15 protein-coding genes and 1 tRNA gene are annotated in these 16,539 nt (G+C 65.1%); 10 read left to right on the top strand and 6 right to left on the bottom strand.

Features of this window, described 5'->3' with window-relative positions; translation table 11 throughout:
• Nucleotides 1-151 precede the first annotated feature (151 nt).
• The 3 genes from nrdE to nrdH are packed head-to-tail and all read right to left on the bottom strand — an operon-like array spanning nt 152 to nt 2,975.
• Entirely contained in the window at nt 152-2,299 is a 2,148-nt protein-coding gene (nrdE, locus tag HMPREF3174_RS02195) for a class 1b ribonucleoside-diphosphate reductase subunit alpha (protein ID WP_062612812.1), read from the bottom strand.
• A complete protein-coding gene (gene nrdI, locus HMPREF3174_RS02190) occupies nt 2,284-2,685 on the bottom strand; it encodes a class Ib ribonucleoside-diphosphate reductase assembly flavoprotein NrdI (protein WP_062612814.1) in 402 nt (133 codons plus the stop codon). Before nrdI ends, nrdE begins: the two co-directional genes overlap by 16 nt.
• Nucleotides 2,686-2,729: 44 nt before the next feature.
• Nucleotides 2,730-2,975 carry a glutaredoxin-like protein NrdH gene (gene nrdH / locus HMPREF3174_RS02185; protein ID WP_062612817.1) on the bottom strand — a complete coding sequence of 82 codons (246 nt, stop codon included), beginning with the start codon at nt 2,973-2,975 and terminating at the stop codon, nt 2,730-2,732.
• Nucleotides 2,976-3,527: 552 nt separating this feature from the next.
• On the opposite strand from nrdH, the gene HMPREF3174_RS02180 reads away from it, so the two are divergent.
• The 3 genes from HMPREF3174_RS02180 to mtnN are packed head-to-tail and all read left to right on the top strand — an operon-like array spanning nt 3,528 to nt 5,806.
• Complete coding sequence (locus tag HMPREF3174_RS02180) at nt 3,528-3,974, top strand: Fur family transcriptional regulator (protein ID WP_062612819.1); 447 nt, start codon at nt 3,528-3,530, stop codon at nt 3,972-3,974.
• 30 nt (nt 3,975-4,004) lie between these two features.
• Nucleotides 4,005-4,466 carry an S-ribosylhomocysteine lyase gene (locus HMPREF3174_RS02175; protein ID WP_083297651.1) on the top strand — a complete coding sequence of 154 codons (462 nt, stop codon included), beginning with the start codon at nt 4,005-4,007 and terminating at the stop codon, nt 4,464-4,466.
• Nucleotides 4,463-5,806: a 5'-methylthioadenosine/S-adenosylhomocysteine nucleosidase gene (gene mtnN / locus HMPREF3174_RS02170; protein WP_062612824.1), complete on the top strand. Its 1,344-nt coding sequence runs from the start codon at nt 4,463-4,465 to the stop codon at nt 5,804-5,806. Before HMPREF3174_RS02175 ends, mtnN begins: the two co-directional genes overlap by 4 nt.
• Before the next feature lie 18 nt (nt 5,807-5,824).
• Here the strand turns inward: mtnN and HMPREF3174_RS02165 are convergent, their stop codons facing one another.
• Complete coding sequence (locus HMPREF3174_RS02165) at nt 5,825-7,930, bottom strand: S9 family peptidase (protein ID WP_070447643.1); 2,106 nt, start codon at nt 7,928-7,930, stop codon at nt 5,825-5,827.
• A gap of 87 nt (nt 7,931-8,017) precedes the next feature.
• Here HMPREF3174_RS02165 and HMPREF3174_RS02160 point away from each other — a divergent pair, with 87 nt between their 5' ends.
• Nucleotides 8,018-8,713: a DsbA family oxidoreductase gene (locus tag HMPREF3174_RS02160; RefSeq protein ID WP_070446168.1), complete on the top strand. Its 696-nt coding sequence runs from the start codon at nt 8,018-8,020 to the stop codon at nt 8,711-8,713.
• A gap of 36 nt (nt 8,714-8,749) precedes the next feature.
• On the opposite strand, the gene HMPREF3174_RS02155 is transcribed toward HMPREF3174_RS02160, so the two are convergent.
• Complete coding sequence (locus HMPREF3174_RS02155; RefSeq protein ID WP_062612829.1) at nt 8,750-9,211, bottom strand: ribonuclease H family protein; 462 nt, start codon at nt 9,209-9,211, stop codon at nt 8,750-8,752.
• A 176-nt stretch (nt 9,212-9,387) separates the two neighbouring features.
• Between HMPREF3174_RS02155 and HMPREF3174_RS02150 the strand changes: the two genes are divergently transcribed.
• Nucleotides 9,388-10,296, top strand: a complete 909-nt coding sequence (locus HMPREF3174_RS02150; protein WP_062612831.1) for a macro domain-containing protein — start codon at nt 9,388-9,390, stop codon at nt 10,294-10,296.
• 334 nt (nt 10,297-10,630) lie between these two features.
• On the opposite strand, the gene HMPREF3174_RS02145 is transcribed toward HMPREF3174_RS02150, so the two are convergent.
• Nucleotides 10,631-10,717, bottom strand: a tRNA-Leu gene (locus tag HMPREF3174_RS02145).
• Between the two features lie 279 nt (nt 10,718-10,996).
• Between HMPREF3174_RS02145 and HMPREF3174_RS02140 the strand changes: the two genes are divergently transcribed.
• From HMPREF3174_RS02140 to HMPREF3174_RS02120, 5 genes are read left to right on the top strand one after another with little or no spacing between them, the layout of a single operon-like run.
• Nucleotides 10,997-11,695, top strand: a complete 699-nt coding sequence (locus HMPREF3174_RS02140; protein WP_062612833.1) for an FhaA domain-containing protein — start codon at nt 10,997-10,999, stop codon at nt 11,693-11,695.
• Nucleotides 11,692-12,183, top strand: a complete 492-nt coding sequence (locus tag HMPREF3174_RS02135) for an FHA domain-containing protein FhaB/FipA (RefSeq protein WP_070447640.1) — start codon at nt 11,692-11,694, stop codon at nt 12,181-12,183. Before HMPREF3174_RS02140 ends, HMPREF3174_RS02135 begins: the two co-directional genes overlap by 4 nt.
• Complete coding sequence (locus HMPREF3174_RS02130; protein WP_062612837.1) at nt 12,180-13,544, top strand: PP2C family protein-serine/threonine phosphatase; 1,365 nt, start codon at nt 12,180-12,182, stop codon at nt 13,542-13,544. The genes HMPREF3174_RS02135 and HMPREF3174_RS02130 overlap by 4 nt, the downstream gene beginning before the upstream one ends.
• On the top strand, nt 13,541-15,097 hold the full coding sequence (locus tag HMPREF3174_RS02125) for an FtsW/RodA/SpoVE family cell cycle protein (protein WP_070447631.1): 1,557 nt from the start codon (nt 13,541-13,543) through the stop codon (nt 15,095-15,097). The genes HMPREF3174_RS02130 and HMPREF3174_RS02125 overlap by 4 nt, the downstream gene beginning before the upstream one ends.
• Nucleotides 15,094-16,533 carry a penicillin-binding transpeptidase domain-containing protein gene (locus tag HMPREF3174_RS02120; RefSeq protein ID WP_070447628.1) on the top strand — a complete coding sequence of 480 codons (1,440 nt, stop codon included), beginning with the start codon at nt 15,094-15,096 and terminating at the stop codon, nt 16,531-16,533. Before HMPREF3174_RS02125 ends, HMPREF3174_RS02120 begins: the two co-directional genes overlap by 4 nt.
• Nucleotides 16,534-16,539 lie beyond the last annotated feature (6 nt).

The raw sequence follows: 16,539 nt of genomic DNA, 5'->3' as shown, positions 1-16,539 counted from the left end.
GAAATCGGAACAGTTCGGGCCGCACGTGTCGCTAACTTGTGCGCTACCGAACACCCCGGCCCCCAGACGTGAAGGATCCCCCGGCGCCGCCGGGGGATCCATCTTTCACAGCCGCACTATCCAGCCACCCGCTCGCGGCGGGCCGCCACCACTACAGCATGCAGGACACGCAGCCCTCCACCTCGGTACCCTCAAGGGCGGCCTGGCGGATGCGCATGTAGTACAAGGTTTTGATGCCCTTGCGCCACGCGTAGATGTAGTTGCGGTTCACGTCGCGGGTGGTGACCGTGTCCGGGTAGAACAGCGTGAGCGACAGGCCCTGGTCCACGTGCTGGGTGGCCACCGCGTACGTGTCGATGATCTTCTCCGGCCCGATCTCGTAGGCGTCCTGGAAGTATTCGAGGTTGTCGTTGTCCATGTAGGCAGCCGGGTAGTACACGCGCCCGAGCTTGCCTTCCTTGCGGATCTCGATCTTCGACACGATCGGGTGGATCGACGACGTGGAGTTGTTGATGTACGAAATCGAACCTGTGGGCGGCACCGCCTGCAGGTTCTGGTTGTACATGCCGTACTTCGCGACATCGGCCTTCAGCTGCTCCCAATCGGCCTGTGTAGGAATGTGGATGTCCGCGAACAGCTCCTTGACCCGGTCAAACTCGGGCGCCCACTCCTTCTCCGTGTACTTGTCGAAGTACACACCGCTGGCGTAGTCCGACTTCTCAAAGCCCTCGAAGACCTCCCCGCGCTCGCGCGCCAGCTCCATCGAGGCCCGGATCGCGTGGTAGGTCACGGTGTAGAAGTACATGTTCGTGAAGTCGAGCGCCTCGGGCGAACCGTAGAAGATCCGCTCGCGGCCGAGGTACCCATGCAGGTTCATCTGCCCCAGGCCGATGGCGTGCGACATGTCGTTGCCGCGCCTGATCGACGGCACCGAGTCGATGCTGGTCTGGTCCGACACGGACGTCAGTGCCCGGATCGCCGTGCGGATCGTGCGCGCGAAGTCGGGCGAATCCATTGTCTTGGCGATGTTGAGCGAACCGAGGTTACACGAGATGTCCTTGCCCACGTGCTCGTAGGACAGGTCCAGGTTGTAGGTGGAGGCCTCTGAGACCTGCAGGATCTCCGAGCACAGGTTCGACATGGTGATGCGCCCGTCGATCGGATTGGCCCGGTTCACCGTGTCCTCAAACACAATGTAGGGATAGCCGGACTCGAACTGGATCTCCGCCAACGTCTGGAAGAAAGTGCGGGCGTTGATCTTCGTCTTCTTGATCCGTTTGTCATCCACCATCTCGTGGTACTTCTCGCTCACGGAGATCTCGGTAAACGGCACGCCGTACACCCGTTCCACGTCATACGGCGAGAACAGGTACATGTCCTGGTTCTGCTTGGCCAGCTCAAAGGTGATGTCCGGGATCACAACGCCGAGCGAGAGGGTCTTGATGCGGATCTTCTCATCCGCGTTCTCTCGCTTCGTGTCAAGGAAGCGCATGATGTCGGGGTGATGGGCGTGGAGGTACACCGCGCCCGCTCCCTGGCGGGCGCCCAGCTGGTTGGCGTAGGAGAACGAATCCTCGAGCAGCTTCATCACCGGGTTGACGCCGGAGGACTGGTTCTGGATCTTCTTGATCGGCGCGCCCTGTTCGCGCAGGTTGGACAGGTTGAGAGCGACGCCGCCGCCGCGCTTGGACAGCTGTAGCGAAGAGTTGATGGCCCGCGCGATGGACTCCATGTTGTCCTCCACGCGCAGCAGGAAGCAGGACACGAGCTCGCCGCGCGCCACCTTGCCGGCGTTGAGGAACGTGGGGGTGGCCGGCTGGAAGCGGCCGGTGATGATCTCCTCCATGAGGTCCATCGCCATCTGCTCATCCCCGCGCGCGAGGTAGAGGGCCACGATGCACACGCGGTCCTCGAAGCGCTCCAGGTAGCGTGTGCCGTCGAAGGTCTTCAGCGTGTAGGAGGTGTAGTACTTGAACGCTCCCAGGAAGGTGGGGAAGCGGAACTTGTGGGCGTAGCAGGCCTTGAACAACGACTTGATGAACGCGAAATCGTACTGTTCGATCACTTCCGCCTCGTAGTAGCCCTCGTCCACGAGATACTTCAGCTTTTCCTCCAGGTCATGGAAGTAGACCGTGTTCTTGTTGACGTGCTGAAGGAAGTACTGGCGGGCGGCCTGACGGTCGGCGTCGAACTGAATCTTCCCGTCGGCGTCGTAAAGATTGAGCTGGGCGTTGAGCGCGTGGTAGTCCAGCGCCGGGTCGAGGCTCTCCTCGCCCGTGTCCGTCAAAGTTGCGTCCAAAATTCTTCCAATCCTTTGCGAACCACATCGACATCCCGCGGGGTGCCGAGCAGTTCAAACCTGTACATGTGTGGGACCTTCGTTTTCGCGGAGATGATGTCCCCCGCGAGGCAGTAGGCATCGCCGAAGTTCGTGTTGCCTGCGGAGATGACCCCGCGAATGAGGGAGCGGTTCGCTTCGTCGTTCAAGAACTTGATCACCTGTTTCGGCACCGCACCCTTGGTGTTGCCGCCCCCGTAGGTGGGGGTGATGAGGACGTATTCCTCGGTGACGTGTAGGAACGGATCCTTCGCATATAAGGGAATGCGCTCGGCTGGGAAGCCGAGCTTATCCACGAAGCGCTTCGTGTTGTTGGTGGCAGACGAGAAGTAGACGATGTGTACCATAGCACACCCGGCGCGTTCGGGGCGACCGTAGCCGCCCCGAACGGTTAGGCCGACACTTCCGCTGCGGCGGTAGCGAGCGCCTTGATCTTGTCCGGGCGGTAGCCCGACCAGTGGTCGCCACCCGCGAAAATGACGGGTGCCTGCTGGTAGCCCAATGCCTTCACGGTCGCCAGCGCGTCCGCGTCCTCGAGAAGATCGACCTCCTCGAATTCGAGGCCGTGCTTCTTCAGCGCCCGCTTGGTGGCGGTGCACTGCACGCACGAGGGCTTCGTGTAGACGGTAATGGCCATCGCATTTCTCCTACTGTGCTGATAGATCGATACGGGAATCAACACTACACCTAGTGGCCGACAAACGGTTGACCACTAGATCATGTGTTGGCGGCGTGTCGGGGCGCGCCCCGCGCCGGCATGCGGATTTCCCCTTGTGGGAAGCTTGGCCGACGTCACGCTACGCATAACATCACACTTCGCCTTACCCACGTGAGGCTCCACAGCCAACGACGACGACCCGCCTCCGCCAGCCACGCACCCATCGTCCCACCCGCCTCCGACAGTTTATTTTGTCCACGAATCCACCGGCCTGTGGATAAAGTTGTCCCCGTTATCCACGGTTGTGAGCAGTTCTATCCACGATTGTGGACAGGTGCCCGCTGTTGTGCGCTCCGATGTCCGAAAAGTCCGCTCTCCGGCGTCGGCGTGTCGTACATCCATCCCGGCGTGTCGGCGGCGTGTCTGCCCACGCCGTCCACCTGCACACTCGTCCACCTGCACACTCACCCCCCACCCCGCCTAGGGCTGATGTCCTTGAATAAGTCCATTTTTATGTGGAAAATGGGACGCATGGACACGACCTTCGAAGAGCAACTGCGCGACGCCGGGCTGCGCGTTACCCGCCCGCGCCTGTCTGTGCTCGAAGAACTCGAGGCCTGCCCGCATTCCACGGCCGATTCGGTCCGCCAGGGTGTCACCTCCCGGCTCGGCTCCGTGTCCACGCAGGCAATCTACGACGTCCTGCACGCCCTCACCGAGAAGGGCCTGCTACGGGAGATCGAGCCGCACGGTTCGGTCCCGCTCTACGAGCTGGCCCGCCACGATAACCATCACCACCTCGTGTGCCGTGCGTGCCGCACGGTGGTAGACATCCCGTGCGTCGTCGGTTCGGCGCCGTGTCTGGAGCCCTGCGACACGCACGGTTTCGCCATTGACGAGGCCGAGGTGACGTTCTGGGGCTACTGCCCCGATTGCGAACAGGCCCGTATCGCACAAGCGGAATCAAACGCTCAATAGGCTACAATGGGCTTCGTCGAAAGGAAGCCCATGAACAAAACGAACGTCGAGTCGTTCAACCTCGACCACACGGCTGTCGCCGCGCCGTTCGTGCGCATTGCGGACGTGAAGAGGTTGCCACACGGCGATGTTCTCACCAAGTATGACGTGCGGTTCTGCCAGCCCAACGTGGCACACCTGGACATGGCCGCCGTCCACTCCATCGAGCATTCCTTCGCCGAATACGCCCGCAACCACGCCGATCACGTGGTCGACTTTTCGCCCATGGGCTGCCAGACCGGCTTCTACCTCATCCTCGCCGCTGAGCCCGACGTCGACGCCGCCATGTCCCTCATCGAGCGCACTTTCCGCGACATCCTGGCCGCCACCTCCGTGCCGGCCGCCAACGAGGTCCAGTGCGGCTGGGGCGCCCACCATTCGCTTGAGGCGGCCCAAGCCGCCGTCGCCAACATGCTCGCCCAGCGAGACCTGTGGGGAGAAGTATTCGCATGACCAGCATTAACGCCATCATCGTCGCGGCGATGGTCGAGGAGATGAAGCCCTTTAACGAACTCCTTCCCGACTTCACCACCTCGCCGATCGCCACCCCGTTCGGCTCGGCATTCCTGGCCCGCAAGGGCCGCTCTGCCCTCCTTTTCCTCACCACGGGCATCGGCTCTGCCTGCTCCGCCGGCCTCCTGTCCTGGGCGCTCGCCAAGTACGAGCCGCGGGTGATCGTGTCGGTGGGCTCGGCCGGCGGGCTCGATTCCGATATCGCGATCGGGGACATCGTGGTCGGCACTCGCTACGTGCACGGCAACGCGGACGCCACCGCGTTCGGCTACGCGCCCGGCCAGATCCCGGGCCAGCCGCGCTACTTCCAAAGCACGGAGGCGCTCGTCCTTGCCGCGCACGCCGCCAGCCAGGCGGACCGCCGCACGCACGCGGGCCTGGTCGTCTCCTCGGACTCGTTCGTCACCGAGGCCAACGTCAAGGACACGCGCGACAAGTTCCCGGGCGTCCTCTCCGCTGACATGGAATCTCACTCGCTGGCCCTCATCGCCCACGCCTTCGGCATCCCGTTCGCGTCCGTGCGTTCAATTTCCGACGTCGTCGGCGCCACTACTGCCAAGAAGCAGGCCCAGACCTTCAACGCCCAGCTCGACGACGTCGCCCTCGCAGCCGCCAAGACCGTGCTCAACTTGCTCTCCCACACGTCCGTGTTGGACATCGAACGCTCCGGGCACGGGCCAGCCCAGCATTTTTCCAAGGCGTCACTCCAGTGCGCGCTCTACCTCATGCTCGCCAACGCGCACGGCCTGAGCCCGGCCACGGGCGAACTACCCGAGGTGCTCGAGGCCGCAGACAAGCACCTGGACGCGCTCGACCCGTCCAAGCGCAAGGAGGCGCTCGGCCTCATGCTAGCCGGCTACCAGTTCGCCGCCGAGAAGCCGACCGCCCCCCTCACCGCCAAGGACTACGACACGCACCGTACCGACTTCATCACCCACTACTCGAGCTCCGGCGCCGGTTTCCTCTGGCCGCCCACATCCCAAACCGTGATCAAGCGATTCAACGGCTACTGGAATGATGCCCTCACGTCGATCGGCCTCAAGCCCCGCCGCGGTCGGAACCGCGGCGGGCTGAAGTTCACTACCGACGACTACCTGTTCGCCATCCGCTCCTACCTCATCGACGCCCAGCGCACGCGCCGCCAGCCCTCCTTCAACGCCTACAGTACGTGGCTGAAGGTCTCCGGGCAGGCCGGCAAGCTACCCTCCGGCGCCGCGATCCGGCAGCGCTTCGGCTCCTGGAAGGAAGCGCTCAACGCCGCCGCGATCGACACGGACTGAGCGATCGGCGTCGTGAACCTAAGCGACGTCGAGCTGGCGCAGCACGAACGCGAGCTCGCGAGCGCGCCGCTCCCACCGGGCGTAACGCCCGGAACCGCCGGCGTGGCCCGCGACCTTCTCGGTGTGCTGGAGGATGATCCCGGAATCGTCGGCCACCACCTCGCGTAGCTCCTGGACCCACTTGGTGGGCTCGAGGTAGGACACACGGACGTCATTGAGCGAGGTGACGGCAAGGATCGCGGGGTAGCGCTCGGCGCGAATGTTTTCGTACGGCGAGTAGGAGGCCATGTATTCGTAGACCTCCTTCGACGTGATCGGGTTGCCCCACTCCTCCCATTCGCCGGCCGTCAGTGGCAGCTCGGGCTTGAGGATGGTGGTCAGGGCGTCGACGAACGGCACGCCCGCCAAGATCACTCGGTAGAGCTCGGGGGCCAAGTTGGTCACCGCGCCCATGAGCAGGCCGCCGGCGGAGCGGCCCTCCGCGGCAAGGCGCTCACCGTCCACGAGTCCCGTGTCGATGAGGTGGCGGGAGGCGGCCACGAAGTCGGAGAACGTGTTCTTCTTCTTGAGCATCCGCCCGTCTTCGTACCACTGGCGGCCCATCTCACCGCCACCGCGGATGTGGGCCACGACGTAGACCACCCCACGGTCCAGGAGCGGCAGGCGCATGGGGGTGAAGTACGGGTCGTCGCAGATCTCGTAGGAGCCGTAGCCATAGATGAAGCCAGGGTTGTCGCCGGCGCGGTCGAGGTCGGCGCGGTGGGCGATGGTCAGCGGGATCTTCACCCCGTCCTCCGCTTCCGCCCATTCCCGATACTCGACGTAGGCCGCCGGGTCGTAGCCGGGCACTTCGAGGGTCTTGAGCGTGGTCAGCTCCTTATCCTTCACGTCCCAGTTGAGCCAGGTTTGCGGCTGGATGAGCGATTCGGCGACGACGTCGATCCCGGTCGTCTCCCACTCGTAGTTCGCGCTGATCTCCACGGTCATCGTCTCAGGGATCGGGAGCATGTACGGCTTGTCCCAGCCCTTGGCCGTGCGCTCGATGATCCGGATCTCGGTTCCGCCCTTGGCGCGCGTGTGCAGCGCCGCGAACGACTTGAACGCGGCGACCTCAAGGAAGCGCTCGCCGGCGGCCGGCTTGACGAGGCTCGTCCACTCGGTGACATCGCTGGGTCGGACCGGGGCGGTGGCCAGCTCAAAGCCAGGCTCTTCGGCGTTGTGGATGATGAGCAGCTCGTCGCCTGCCACCTCCGCCGTGTAGAACACGCCCTGCTCTCGCTCGCGCACGACGAAGCGCTCATCCGGGTCCGTGGTTGAGACCAGGTGGACCTCGGTCGTCTCGGTCGACGTCGACGTGATGACCAGCCACTTCCCATCCCGCGAGGAGTCACACCACAGGCCAAAGGACTCGTCGTCCTCGCGCAGGATCAGCTGGTCCTCGTCCGGGTTCGTCCCCACCCGGTGGAGCCAGATCTCGTGGTGGCGCCATGCCTCGTCCACCCTCGTGTAGAACACACCGCTGGAATCTGCGAGCCACGCCAGCCCGTAGCCGGCGCCCTCTACGGCGTCGTCCACCACCACGTCCCCGTCAATCTGGTGAATGCGCAGGTTGAAATGCTCGGCCCCGGTGGTGTCGACCGCGAGCGCGAACAGCCGCCCGTCCGGCGACACATCCCCCGAGCCGGTGGCGAAGTACTCCTCGTGGGCGCCGAGCTGGTTGCCGTCATACACGCAGGTCTCCCCCGCGAGCCGCGCGCCAGGCTTCGGGCGGGTCAGCTCCGCCTTCTCCGTCTGCTTGTCCGCGCCGTTGAGCGGCACACGGAACAGGCCACTGTATGGGCGGCCCTCCCATGTGCGGGTCCAGTACCAGTAGTCGCCCTGGCGGACCGGCACCGAGACGTCGGTCTCCTTCGTTCGCGCCGCGATCTCCGCCACGATCTGCTCGCGGAGCTCGGCCTGGTCCGCCGTGTTCTGGTCAAACCAGGCGTTCTCGGCGTCGATCAGGGAATGGGCCTTCTCCTCGTCCTCGCGTAGCCACTCGTAGTGGTCCGTGAAAGTGTGGCCGTGGAAAGTCCGCTCAAAGGGGATGCGCTCGGCGCGGGGTGCGCCCTCGTTGATGTTCATAACGCCATTCTAGGGGTTCGCCGGGCCGGGCTGTGACGAAGGCTCCACGAACGGCACTTTTCGTGCCCGATGAGTAGGGTGGGGTCCATGGAACATGACATCGTGGTACACGTGTGGTCCGACATCGCCTGCCCGTGGTGTTGGATCGGCAAGCACCGTCTGGAAAAAGGCATTGAGGAATCAGGGCAAAAGGTAGCCGTTGAGTACCACGCCTACCAGCTTCAGCCCGATGCCGCGGCGGCAGTCCCCTTCGCCACCTCCCTGTCGATGAAGGACTTCTCCGCCGACGAGGTCACCGAGGTGCTCACCTCCACCACCGAGCTCGCCGCCGACGAGGGCCTGGCGATTAACTGGAAGAACGTCACCGAGGTCAACACGTTCCTCGCACACCAGCTCGTCTACGCCGCCAAGGCCCGCGGCGAAACCCTCGAAGAAGCCGCACTCCTCGGGGCGCGGGCAGTGGAGCGCCTCTACTTCGCCCACTTCACCGAGTGCCGCAACCTCGCCGACACCGACACCCTCATCGAGATCGCCGCCGAACTCGGCCTCGACCCCGACGACGTCTCCGACGAACTCGAATCCGGCGAGCATTCCGACTCCGTACGCGCCGACATCGCCAGCGCCCGCTCACTCGGCATTGAGGGCGTGCCCTTCTACGTAGTGGGCGGGAAGTTCGGGATCTCTGGCGCCCAGCCCGCCGACGTGTACGCTGATGCGATCAAGCGCGCCGTGGCCGAAATGCAGGTGTCCCACGCGCAGGAAGTCCCGCTCGAACAGGGGTAGTAGCACGCGCGGCCAGCGGCCGCGCGTGCCCCGCTCCTAGGCGTGCAAGTTCGTCTGCTCGACCGCCAGGCGGTCGGCCAATTCATTCGCCGCGTCCCCGGAATGGCCCCTCACCCATTCCACGTCGGTACGCCCCGTGCGCGACTCATACAAATTCACCATCTTCTCAATCAGCTCCCGGTTGAGCACAGGCTTACCGTCCGCCTTCTTCCACCCGCGCCGGCGCCACCCCGGCGCCCACTCCGTCATCGCCTTAATCACATATGACGAATCCGAGCGCAGCAGCAGGTCCGCCTCCGGCCCCGCAAACTCCAGCGCCGAAATCATCGCCGTGAGCTCCATGATGTTGTTCGTAGTCTGATGCGCACCACCCGCAGCCGTGCGCCCCGAATACTGCTCCACCCACGCCCAACCGCCCGGGCCCGGATTCCCCGAGCACGAGCCGTCAGTCGCAATCACCAGGTCATAGCCCGCCTTGGGCCGTCCAATCTCAGTCATGCCCCCATCATAACGAGCGCCTCCGACAACTCTTCCCGCGCCCACCCGCAGGCGGCCGTGCAACCCCGCGCGCCCGTTGTCGTGAAACGCCAGCCCGCGCGTCGTCGGCACGCCCCAACAGTTCCAGCGCGCCGCGAACTCGGGTAACCTGGGGGTATCAAACTGAGGAAGGTACGATGCTCCAACTCGACGACTATAAGGACGCAATCAAACTCTCGGAGCCATTCCCCGAGCCCAAAGACGACACCCGCTCCACCTACGACCTGTTGATGACCGCCCTCGGCGGCCTCAACCACAAGCACTACACTGGCACCGGCTCCATCGCCCACCTCTCCACCGACGACGGCCTGCTGCGCTGGCTCCAAGCCGAACTCGCCCTGCGCGAACCCGGCCCGCTCAACCCCATCGCCTCCCGCGCAATCAACACCCTGCTCTACAGGCAGGTCGGCGAACACGGCCGCGTCGAAGCCAAGAACCTCCGCCGCATCCACGACCTGCTCCCCGAAAACGACTTCGACTCCTCCACCGAAACCGTCCTCTTCCGCGGCGACATGCGCCAACTCGTCATCGACGCCATCGTCAACACCGCCCTGCCCACCCTCACCGGGTGCCGCATCCCGCTCCATGGCTGCCTCGACTCCGTCCTCCACGCCCAAGCCGGCCCTTGGATGCGCAACGACTGCGCCACCATCATGGAACTACAGGGCACCGACGTCGAAGAGCCCGGCCAAGCCAAGGTCACGCGCGGCTACCGCCTCCCCGCCAAATACGTCATCCACACGGTGGGGCCCTCCGTGCGCGACGGGATCATCGCCGACGACGACGTCGACATCCTGTACAACTGCTACTGGAACGCGCTCGAGCTCACGCGGCAAATGCCCGACGTGAGCTCCATCGCCTTCCCTGCCATCGCCACCGGCTACAACGCCTTCCCTATCCGCAAGGCGGCCACCATCGCCCTCGACGCGGTCAACACCTGGATGGACAAGTACGGCCAATGCCTCGACCTCATCGTGTTCTCCGTGCACTCCGAGTCCGACGCGCTCACCTACGCTGACGTCATCAACACCTGGATTGACGACTAGGGCCGGGCGGCGAACAGAGAAAAGTGCGGGCCGGGTGGCCCGCACTTTTCTCTGTCAGCCTCTTAGGCGGCGGCCTCCACGCGGTCCTTTTGGATAAAGCCGAACACGGTCAGCGCCGGCGGGTTTGGATCAGCCGATAATACCCCCGCCGAGTGGCTGCTACCCGGGGGCGCCGACACAACTCGTGAACCTGAGGCCCACCAGGCCCCTATAGCAATCGTCAGCCGATATATTCACGACTTCTGTCGGGCAGACCGGCGGGACCTTGGTGCGCGGCGCCGATAATCTGGTCAGCCAGGGCGGGCAAAGAAAAAGGCCGGTTTCCCGGCCTTGTTGGTGCTCGAGGGGGGAGTTGAACCCCCACGCCCTCACGGGCACACGGACCTGAACCGTGCGCGTCTGCCTATTCCGCCACTCGAGCAAGCGAAAGACAGCCTACACGCACATGCGCTCCCTCTCCAAGTCGCCGCCGCCGACTATGCCGCGTTTCTCACTTTCCATCTTCCGCCGCCGCACTCGGCCCCGGCCCCCGCCCCCGCCACACCCACGTGTCCGCCAGCGCCCCACCCCACACCCCATGTCCGCCCACCGCGCACACCGCACTCCCAGGCTGATCCACTTGGATCTCAGAACGAGTAGCCTAGGAAATGAACTATCGATTCAGCTGCGTCGGTGACGGCGAGAGTGCGAAAGGATGACGATGGGCGCATTCGACAGGATTGAGCGCGGGATGGAGAACGCGGTCGAGAACGTGTTTTCGCGCGCGTTTCGCTCGGATCTGAAGCCGGTGGAGTTGGCATCGGGCTTGAAGAAGTCGATGGATGATCGGGCGGCGGCGGTCAGCCAGGAGCGCGTGGTGGTGCCGAACGAGTTTGAGATCCTGCTGTCGGAATCGGATTTCCACAAGTTGGAGGAGTGGGGTGAGGACGCGATGCGCGACGAGCTAACGGATATCGCCACGGCCCACGCCCGCAACCAGGCGTACACGTTCCTGGGCCCGATCAAGATCACGTTCAATTCCACCCCGGAGTTGTCGCGCGGCAAGCTCCTGGTGCGCGGCCGGTCGAAGCGCGGCCCGGCGGCCCCCGCTACCATGCCGGAGGCCTCGCCGGAGAACCCGATCATTGAGGTGGCGGGCGAGCGCTATTTGCTCACGGGCGCGGTCACGGTGATTGGCCGTGGATCATCGGCGGATATCACTGTTGACGACGCCGGTGTCTCCCGCCGCCACCTCGAGCTCCGCGTGACCCCGGGCGGGGTCATCGCCACGGACCTCGACACCACGAACGGCACGTACGTGGAGGGCCATCGGATCACGGCGGCCACTCTCCTGGATGGCAACACGATCACGATTGGCCGCACGCGCATCATGTTTTGGACGAGCCCGGAGATGCTATGAGTGCCCTGGTCATTGCGCTTTTCCGCTACGGGTTCCTCATTCTCCTGTGGCTGTTCGTCTTCGCTGTGGTGCTCACGGTGAAGAAGGACGTGCACGGCACGCGCGTCACGTCCCGCACCCCGGGCCGCGCTTTCAACCGCCCCGCCTCCCGAACGACGCCGCAGCCCTGCCGTTCGTCCACCCCCGCGCCTAGCGCCTTAGCGCACCCGCACCTGGTGGTGAGCGGAGGATCCCTAGCCGGCAGCACGATCCCGCTGTCGGGTTCGATCACGGTGGGCCGCTCCCCGGATTCGGCGCTCGTCCTTGACGACGGCTACACCTCGGCCCGCCACGCCCATTTCTACACGGATGGCCACGATTGGTACGTGGAGGATCTGAATTCGACGAACGGCACGTGGGTGGGTGGCACCCGCATTTATGAGCCGACCCGCCTGGGCTTTGGCACGCCCGTGACCATCGGTAAGACAACCCTGGAGTTACGCCAGTGAGCATTTCTTTCCGCTGCGCAGCAGCTTCCGACGTCGGCCTGATTCGCAAGTCCAATCAGGATGCCGGTTATGCCTCCACGAATCTCATCGTGTTGGCTGACGGGATGGGCGGAGCGGCTGGTGGCGATGTCGCGTCGTCAGTGGTGGTGGCGCACTTGGCGGAGGTGGATGATAGCCATCAGGCCGAGGACCTCCTGCCTCTGCTGACGGCAACGCTCGAGGACGCGCACGCGGACCTCATTCAGCGCTCGGCGGAGACGACGTCGCTGGCGGGCCTTGGCACCACGTGCATCGCGATTTTACGCGCGGGCAACAAACTCGGCATGGTCCATATTGGCGATTCGCGTGCGTACCTCCTGCGGGAGGGCACGCTGACTCAGGTCACGCATGACCACACGTTGGTCCAGTACCTCGTGGATCAGGGGGAGATCACGCCGGAGGAGGCGGAGAATCACCCGAAGCGCAACGTGATCATGCGCAACATCGGCGACACCCCGGAGCCGCTGGAGATCGACCGTTCGATCCGCGAGGCCATCCCTGGCGACCGCTGGTTGCTGTGTTCGGATGGTCTGTTCGGCGTCGTGTCGAAGGAGCGCATCGCGAAGACCCTCACCGATTACCGCGACCTGGAGGCGTGCGCGAACCGCCTGGTGGACCTGGCGCTGGCCGCCGGCGCGCCCGATAACGTCACGGTGGTGTTGGCCGATGTTGTCGACGACGACGTCGCCCCGGCCCCGCCCCTCATCGTGGGTTCGGCGGCGGTCGATGCGCATAAGCCGACGCGTGGCACGGCGTCGGCGGCGGGGAAGCTGGCGCGGTGGACGCCGGGTGAGACGGATGAGGCGGGCGAGGTCGAACCGGAGCGACGTAGCCCGTGGGCGCGGATTGCGGCCACGATCGCGGTGCTCGGCATTTTTGCGGGCTCCCTGTTTGGCGCGTATGCGTGGACCCAGACCCAGTATTACGTGACGCAGGCGGGCGGGAAGGTGGCGATTTTCCAGGGCGTGCCGCAAAAGCTCGGCCCGCTCACCCTGTCCCATCTGCATGAGAAGACGGACGTTGAGGTGGTGAGCCTTAAGGCGGTGGCCCAGGCGCGTATTGCCGAGCCGATCACGCGCGGGTCGTTGGAGGAGGCGCGGACGGTCGTCGCGGATTTGTCGGCGCAGGTGCGCGAGCCGGACCCGATCGTCGGCGAGCGCCCAACCCCTGAGCCGTCCGCGTTCCCGCCGACGGGCACGGAGCCTTCGCGCGATCCGTCCGGAGATCCGTCCGGCCAGACACCGGCCCCGACGACGACGCCCGCCCCGACCAGCGGCACCACGGTCCCGGCCCCCACGGACCCACGGGAGGAGAGGCAATGAGCGTGGTGACTCAGAAGACCGCCCGGACGGGCCGTTTCCGCGAGCTCCTTCTCCTGATCCTGGCGCTGGCGGCGTGCCTGCAGGCGTGGGTGATCGTGCACCACAGCGTGAGCGTGGAGGAGGTCTCGGCGCTTCCAGAGAATTTCTGGATGGTGGCGGGCGCGGCCGCCAGCCTCATTTTCGTGGCTCACCTCGTGATCCGTTGGCGGGCGCCGTGGGCGGACCCGGTGTTTTTCCCAATCGCGGTGACCCTCACGGGCCTGGGCCTGGTGATGATTCACCGGATTGACTATTCGCTGGTTGCCAAGGGGAACGCTCCGCTTGTGGGCGGGCAGTTCATGTTGGCGGGCGTGGGCGTGGTGCTCATGGTGGCCACGGCCGTGGTGGTCCACCATCGGGCGCTGCGCCGCTTCACGTTCATTTCGCTCGCGCTCGGCACGATCCTGTTGCTTTTGCCGATGGTGCCGGGCCTTGGCGTGTCGATTTACGGCGCGCGCATTTGGATTCAGGTGGCCGGTTTTTCCTACCAGCCGGCCGAGCTGGCCAAGATCTTCTTCGCGGTGTTTTTCGCGGGCTACCTGGTCAGCCAGCGCGACAACCTGGCGCTTGCCGGCAAGAAAGTGCTGGGCATCCAATTGCCGCGTGCACGCCACTTCGGCCCCCTGCTCGTGGGTTGGATGGGCTGCATGGGCATCCTCGCGATGGAGAAGGATTTCGGCACGGCTCTCCTCTTCTTTGGCCTGTTCGTGGCGATGCTTTATGTGGCCACCGAGCGCGTGTCGTGGATCGTGATCGGCGGGATCCTCACCACGATCGGCGTGTATTTCCTCGTCCAGATCATGCCGCACATTCAGGCCCGCTTCGACATCTGGCTACACGCCCTCGACCCAGAGGTTTACAACGCCAAGTACGGCTCGTGGCAGATTGTCCAGGGTTGGTTCGGGATGGCGTCGGGCGGGTTGCTCGGCACGGGCCTCGGCCGCGGGTATCCTGGCAACACGTTCGCCGCGAACTCCGACCTCATCGTGGCGTCCTTCGGGGAGGAGCTGGGCCTCATGGGCCTGCTCGCGATCTTCTCGATCTACCTCCTCCTTGTTCAGCGCGCGTTCAAAACCGCGCTCGACCTCCGCGACGGCTTCGGCAAACTCCTCGCCTCCGGCCTCGGCTTCACCGTGGGCTTGCAGTGCTTTATCGTGGCCGGCGGCGTCACGGGCATTATCCCGCTGACGGGCCTCGCGATCCCGTTCCTTTCCCTCGGCGGCTCGGCGCTGCTGACGAACTGGATCATCATCGGCCTGCTCATCCGCATGTCCGATGCCGCCCGCCGCCCCGCGCTGCCCTCCTCCGCGCCGTTGCCGGAGCTGCCCGATTCTCCCGACGACGACTGGCCCAATTCCGACTGGCCCTCCGCCTCGCGTAACACCGAGGCTTCCGACGACGCCGGCGCGCCCGTTTCCGCCGACGCCCCAGCTGACGCCGACGCCGGCGCGCCCGGCGGTCCTGCCGATAGCGCTTCCGACGCCGACCGCTACCCCACAGAGGTGGTCCGATGAATCCGCCGCTACGCAAGCTATCGGTCGTCGTGACGATCATGTTTTTGACACTCATGGCGGCGGCGACGTCGTTGCAGTTCTTCCGAGCGCCCTCGCTGAATGCGGACGCACGCAACGCCCGCACGCTATATAAGGAGTATGGGGTCAAGCGCGGCCCGATCATCGTGGCGGGTGAGGCGATCACGGGGATCGAGAAGATCGACTCTCCTTATAATTACCTGCGCACCTACCTGCAGCCGGAGCTGTATGCGCCGGTCACGGGTTATTTTTCGGTGATTCATAACGCGATCACTGGGATCGAGCGGGCGGAGAACGGGATCCTGGGCGGATCCGATTCGCAGCTGGCCACCCAGCACTTGCAGGAGTTGCTGACGGACGCGGACCCGGAGGGCGGGGCCGTCTCGCTCACCATTAACCCGGCTGCGCAGCAGGCCGCGTGGGATGCACTTGGGGACAGGCAGGGCGCCGTCGTCGCGATCGAGCCGTCCACGGGGAAGATCCTCGCGCTTGTCTCGAAACCCACGTTCAACCCGAACCAGATCGCCTCGCACAACCGCGAGGAGGCGACCACCGCGTGGGAGACCCTCAACGCGGACCCGGCCAAACCCCTGCTCAACCGGGCGATCGGGGACGACCTCTACGCACCCGGCTCAGTGTTCAAGCTCATTACCGCTGCTGCCATGATCGAGAACGGGCTGACCGCTGACTCCGGCGTCGAGGCCCCCTACACCTACTCTCCGCCCGGCACGTCGCACGAGATCTACAACCCCGGCCAGCGCCAGTGCGGGGACGGCTCGGGCACGGTGCCGTTGCGCGTGGCGTTCACCCAGTCGTGCAACACGGCCTTCGCGATCGGCGGCCTGAACCTGGGCGCGGAGAAGATGCGCGCCATGGCCGAGGCGTTCGGCTTCGGGCAGGACCTCGACATCCCGCTGTCCGTCCGCCCCTCACAGTTTCCCGAGCCGGCCGACGACGCCGCTCTCGCCATGGACTCCTTCGGCCAGCGCGACATCCTCGCATCACCAATGCAGATGGCTATGGTCGCGGCGGCGGTGGCCAACGACGGGCGCCTCATGACCCCCTACCTCGTGGACCAGACGTTCACCGCGGACCTCGGGGTACTGTCCACCACCGCGCCCACCACGTTCTCCAACCCGATCTCCAAGAGCACCGCCGAGCAGATGCGGTCGATGATGATCGACGTCGTAAACAAGGGCACCGGGTCGTACGCCGCGCTGAACTACGTGCAAGTGGCGGGCAAGACAGGCTCGGCCGAGGTCGGCGCCGGGGTGGAGCCGCACGCGTGGTTCGCCGGGTTCGACGCGACGGACGATCCGAAGGTGGCGGTGGCCGCGCTCGTCGCGAACGGGGGCGACGGCGGGTCCAACGCCGGGCCGGTCGCACGGGCCGTCATCGACGCGGTGGTGGGCCAATGAACTGTA

It is taken from the genome of Trueperella sp. HMSC08H06 (assembly GCF_001808465.1).
Lineage (GTDB): Bacteria > Actinomycetota > Actinomycetes > Actinomycetales > Actinomycetaceae > Trueperella > Trueperella bernardiae.
The sequence above is the reverse complement of the archived record's forward strand: the minus strand, read 5'-3'. Positions and strand labels throughout refer to the sequence as shown.

Excerpts from the sequence above, each read along its gene's own strand:
- HMPREF3174_RS02135 (WP_070447640.1), top strand. The coding sequence starts at position 11,692 with ATGAGTGCCCTGGTCATTGCGCTTTTCCGCTACGGGTTCCTCATTCTC.
- HMPREF3174_RS02160 (WP_070446168.1), top strand. The coding sequence starts at position 8,018 with ATGGAACATGACATCGTGGTACACGTGTGGTCCGACATCGCCTGCCCG.
- HMPREF3174_RS02120 (WP_070447628.1), top strand. The coding sequence starts at position 15,094 with ATGAATCCGCCGCTACGCAAGCTATCGGTCGTCGTGACGATCATGTTT.
- HMPREF3174_RS02125 (WP_070447631.1), top strand. The coding sequence starts at position 13,541 with ATGAGCGTGGTGACTCAGAAGACCGCCCGGACGGGCCGTTTCCGCGAG.
- HMPREF3174_RS02155 (WP_062612829.1), bottom strand. The coding sequence starts at position 9,211 with ATGACTGAGATTGGACGGCCCAAGGCGGGCTATGACCTGGTGATTGCG.
- HMPREF3174_RS02165 (WP_070447643.1), bottom strand. The coding sequence starts at position 7,930 with ATGAACATCAACGAGGGCGCACCCCGCGCCGAGCGCATCCCCTTTGAG.
- mtnN (WP_062612824.1), top strand. The coding sequence starts at position 4,463 with ATGACCAGCATTAACGCCATCATCGTCGCGGCGATGGTCGAGGAGATG.
- HMPREF3174_RS02175 (WP_083297651.1), top strand. The coding sequence starts at position 4,005 with ATGAACAAAACGAACGTCGAGTCGTTCAACCTCGACCACACGGCTGTC.
- nrdI (WP_062612814.1), bottom strand. The coding sequence starts at position 2,685 with ATGGTACACATCGTCTACTTCTCGTCTGCCACCAACAACACGAAGCGC.
- HMPREF3174_RS02180 (WP_062612819.1), top strand. The coding sequence starts at position 3,528 with ATGGACACGACCTTCGAAGAGCAACTGCGCGACGCCGGGCTGCGCGTT.
- nrdH (WP_062612817.1), bottom strand. The coding sequence starts at position 2,975 with ATGGCCATTACCGTCTACACGAAGCCCTCGTGCGTGCAGTGCACCGCC.
- HMPREF3174_RS02150 (WP_062612831.1), top strand. The coding sequence starts at position 9,388 with ATGCTCCAACTCGACGACTATAAGGACGCAATCAAACTCTCGGAGCCA.
- HMPREF3174_RS02140 (WP_062612833.1), top strand. The coding sequence starts at position 10,997 with ATGGGCGCATTCGACAGGATTGAGCGCGGGATGGAGAACGCGGTCGAG.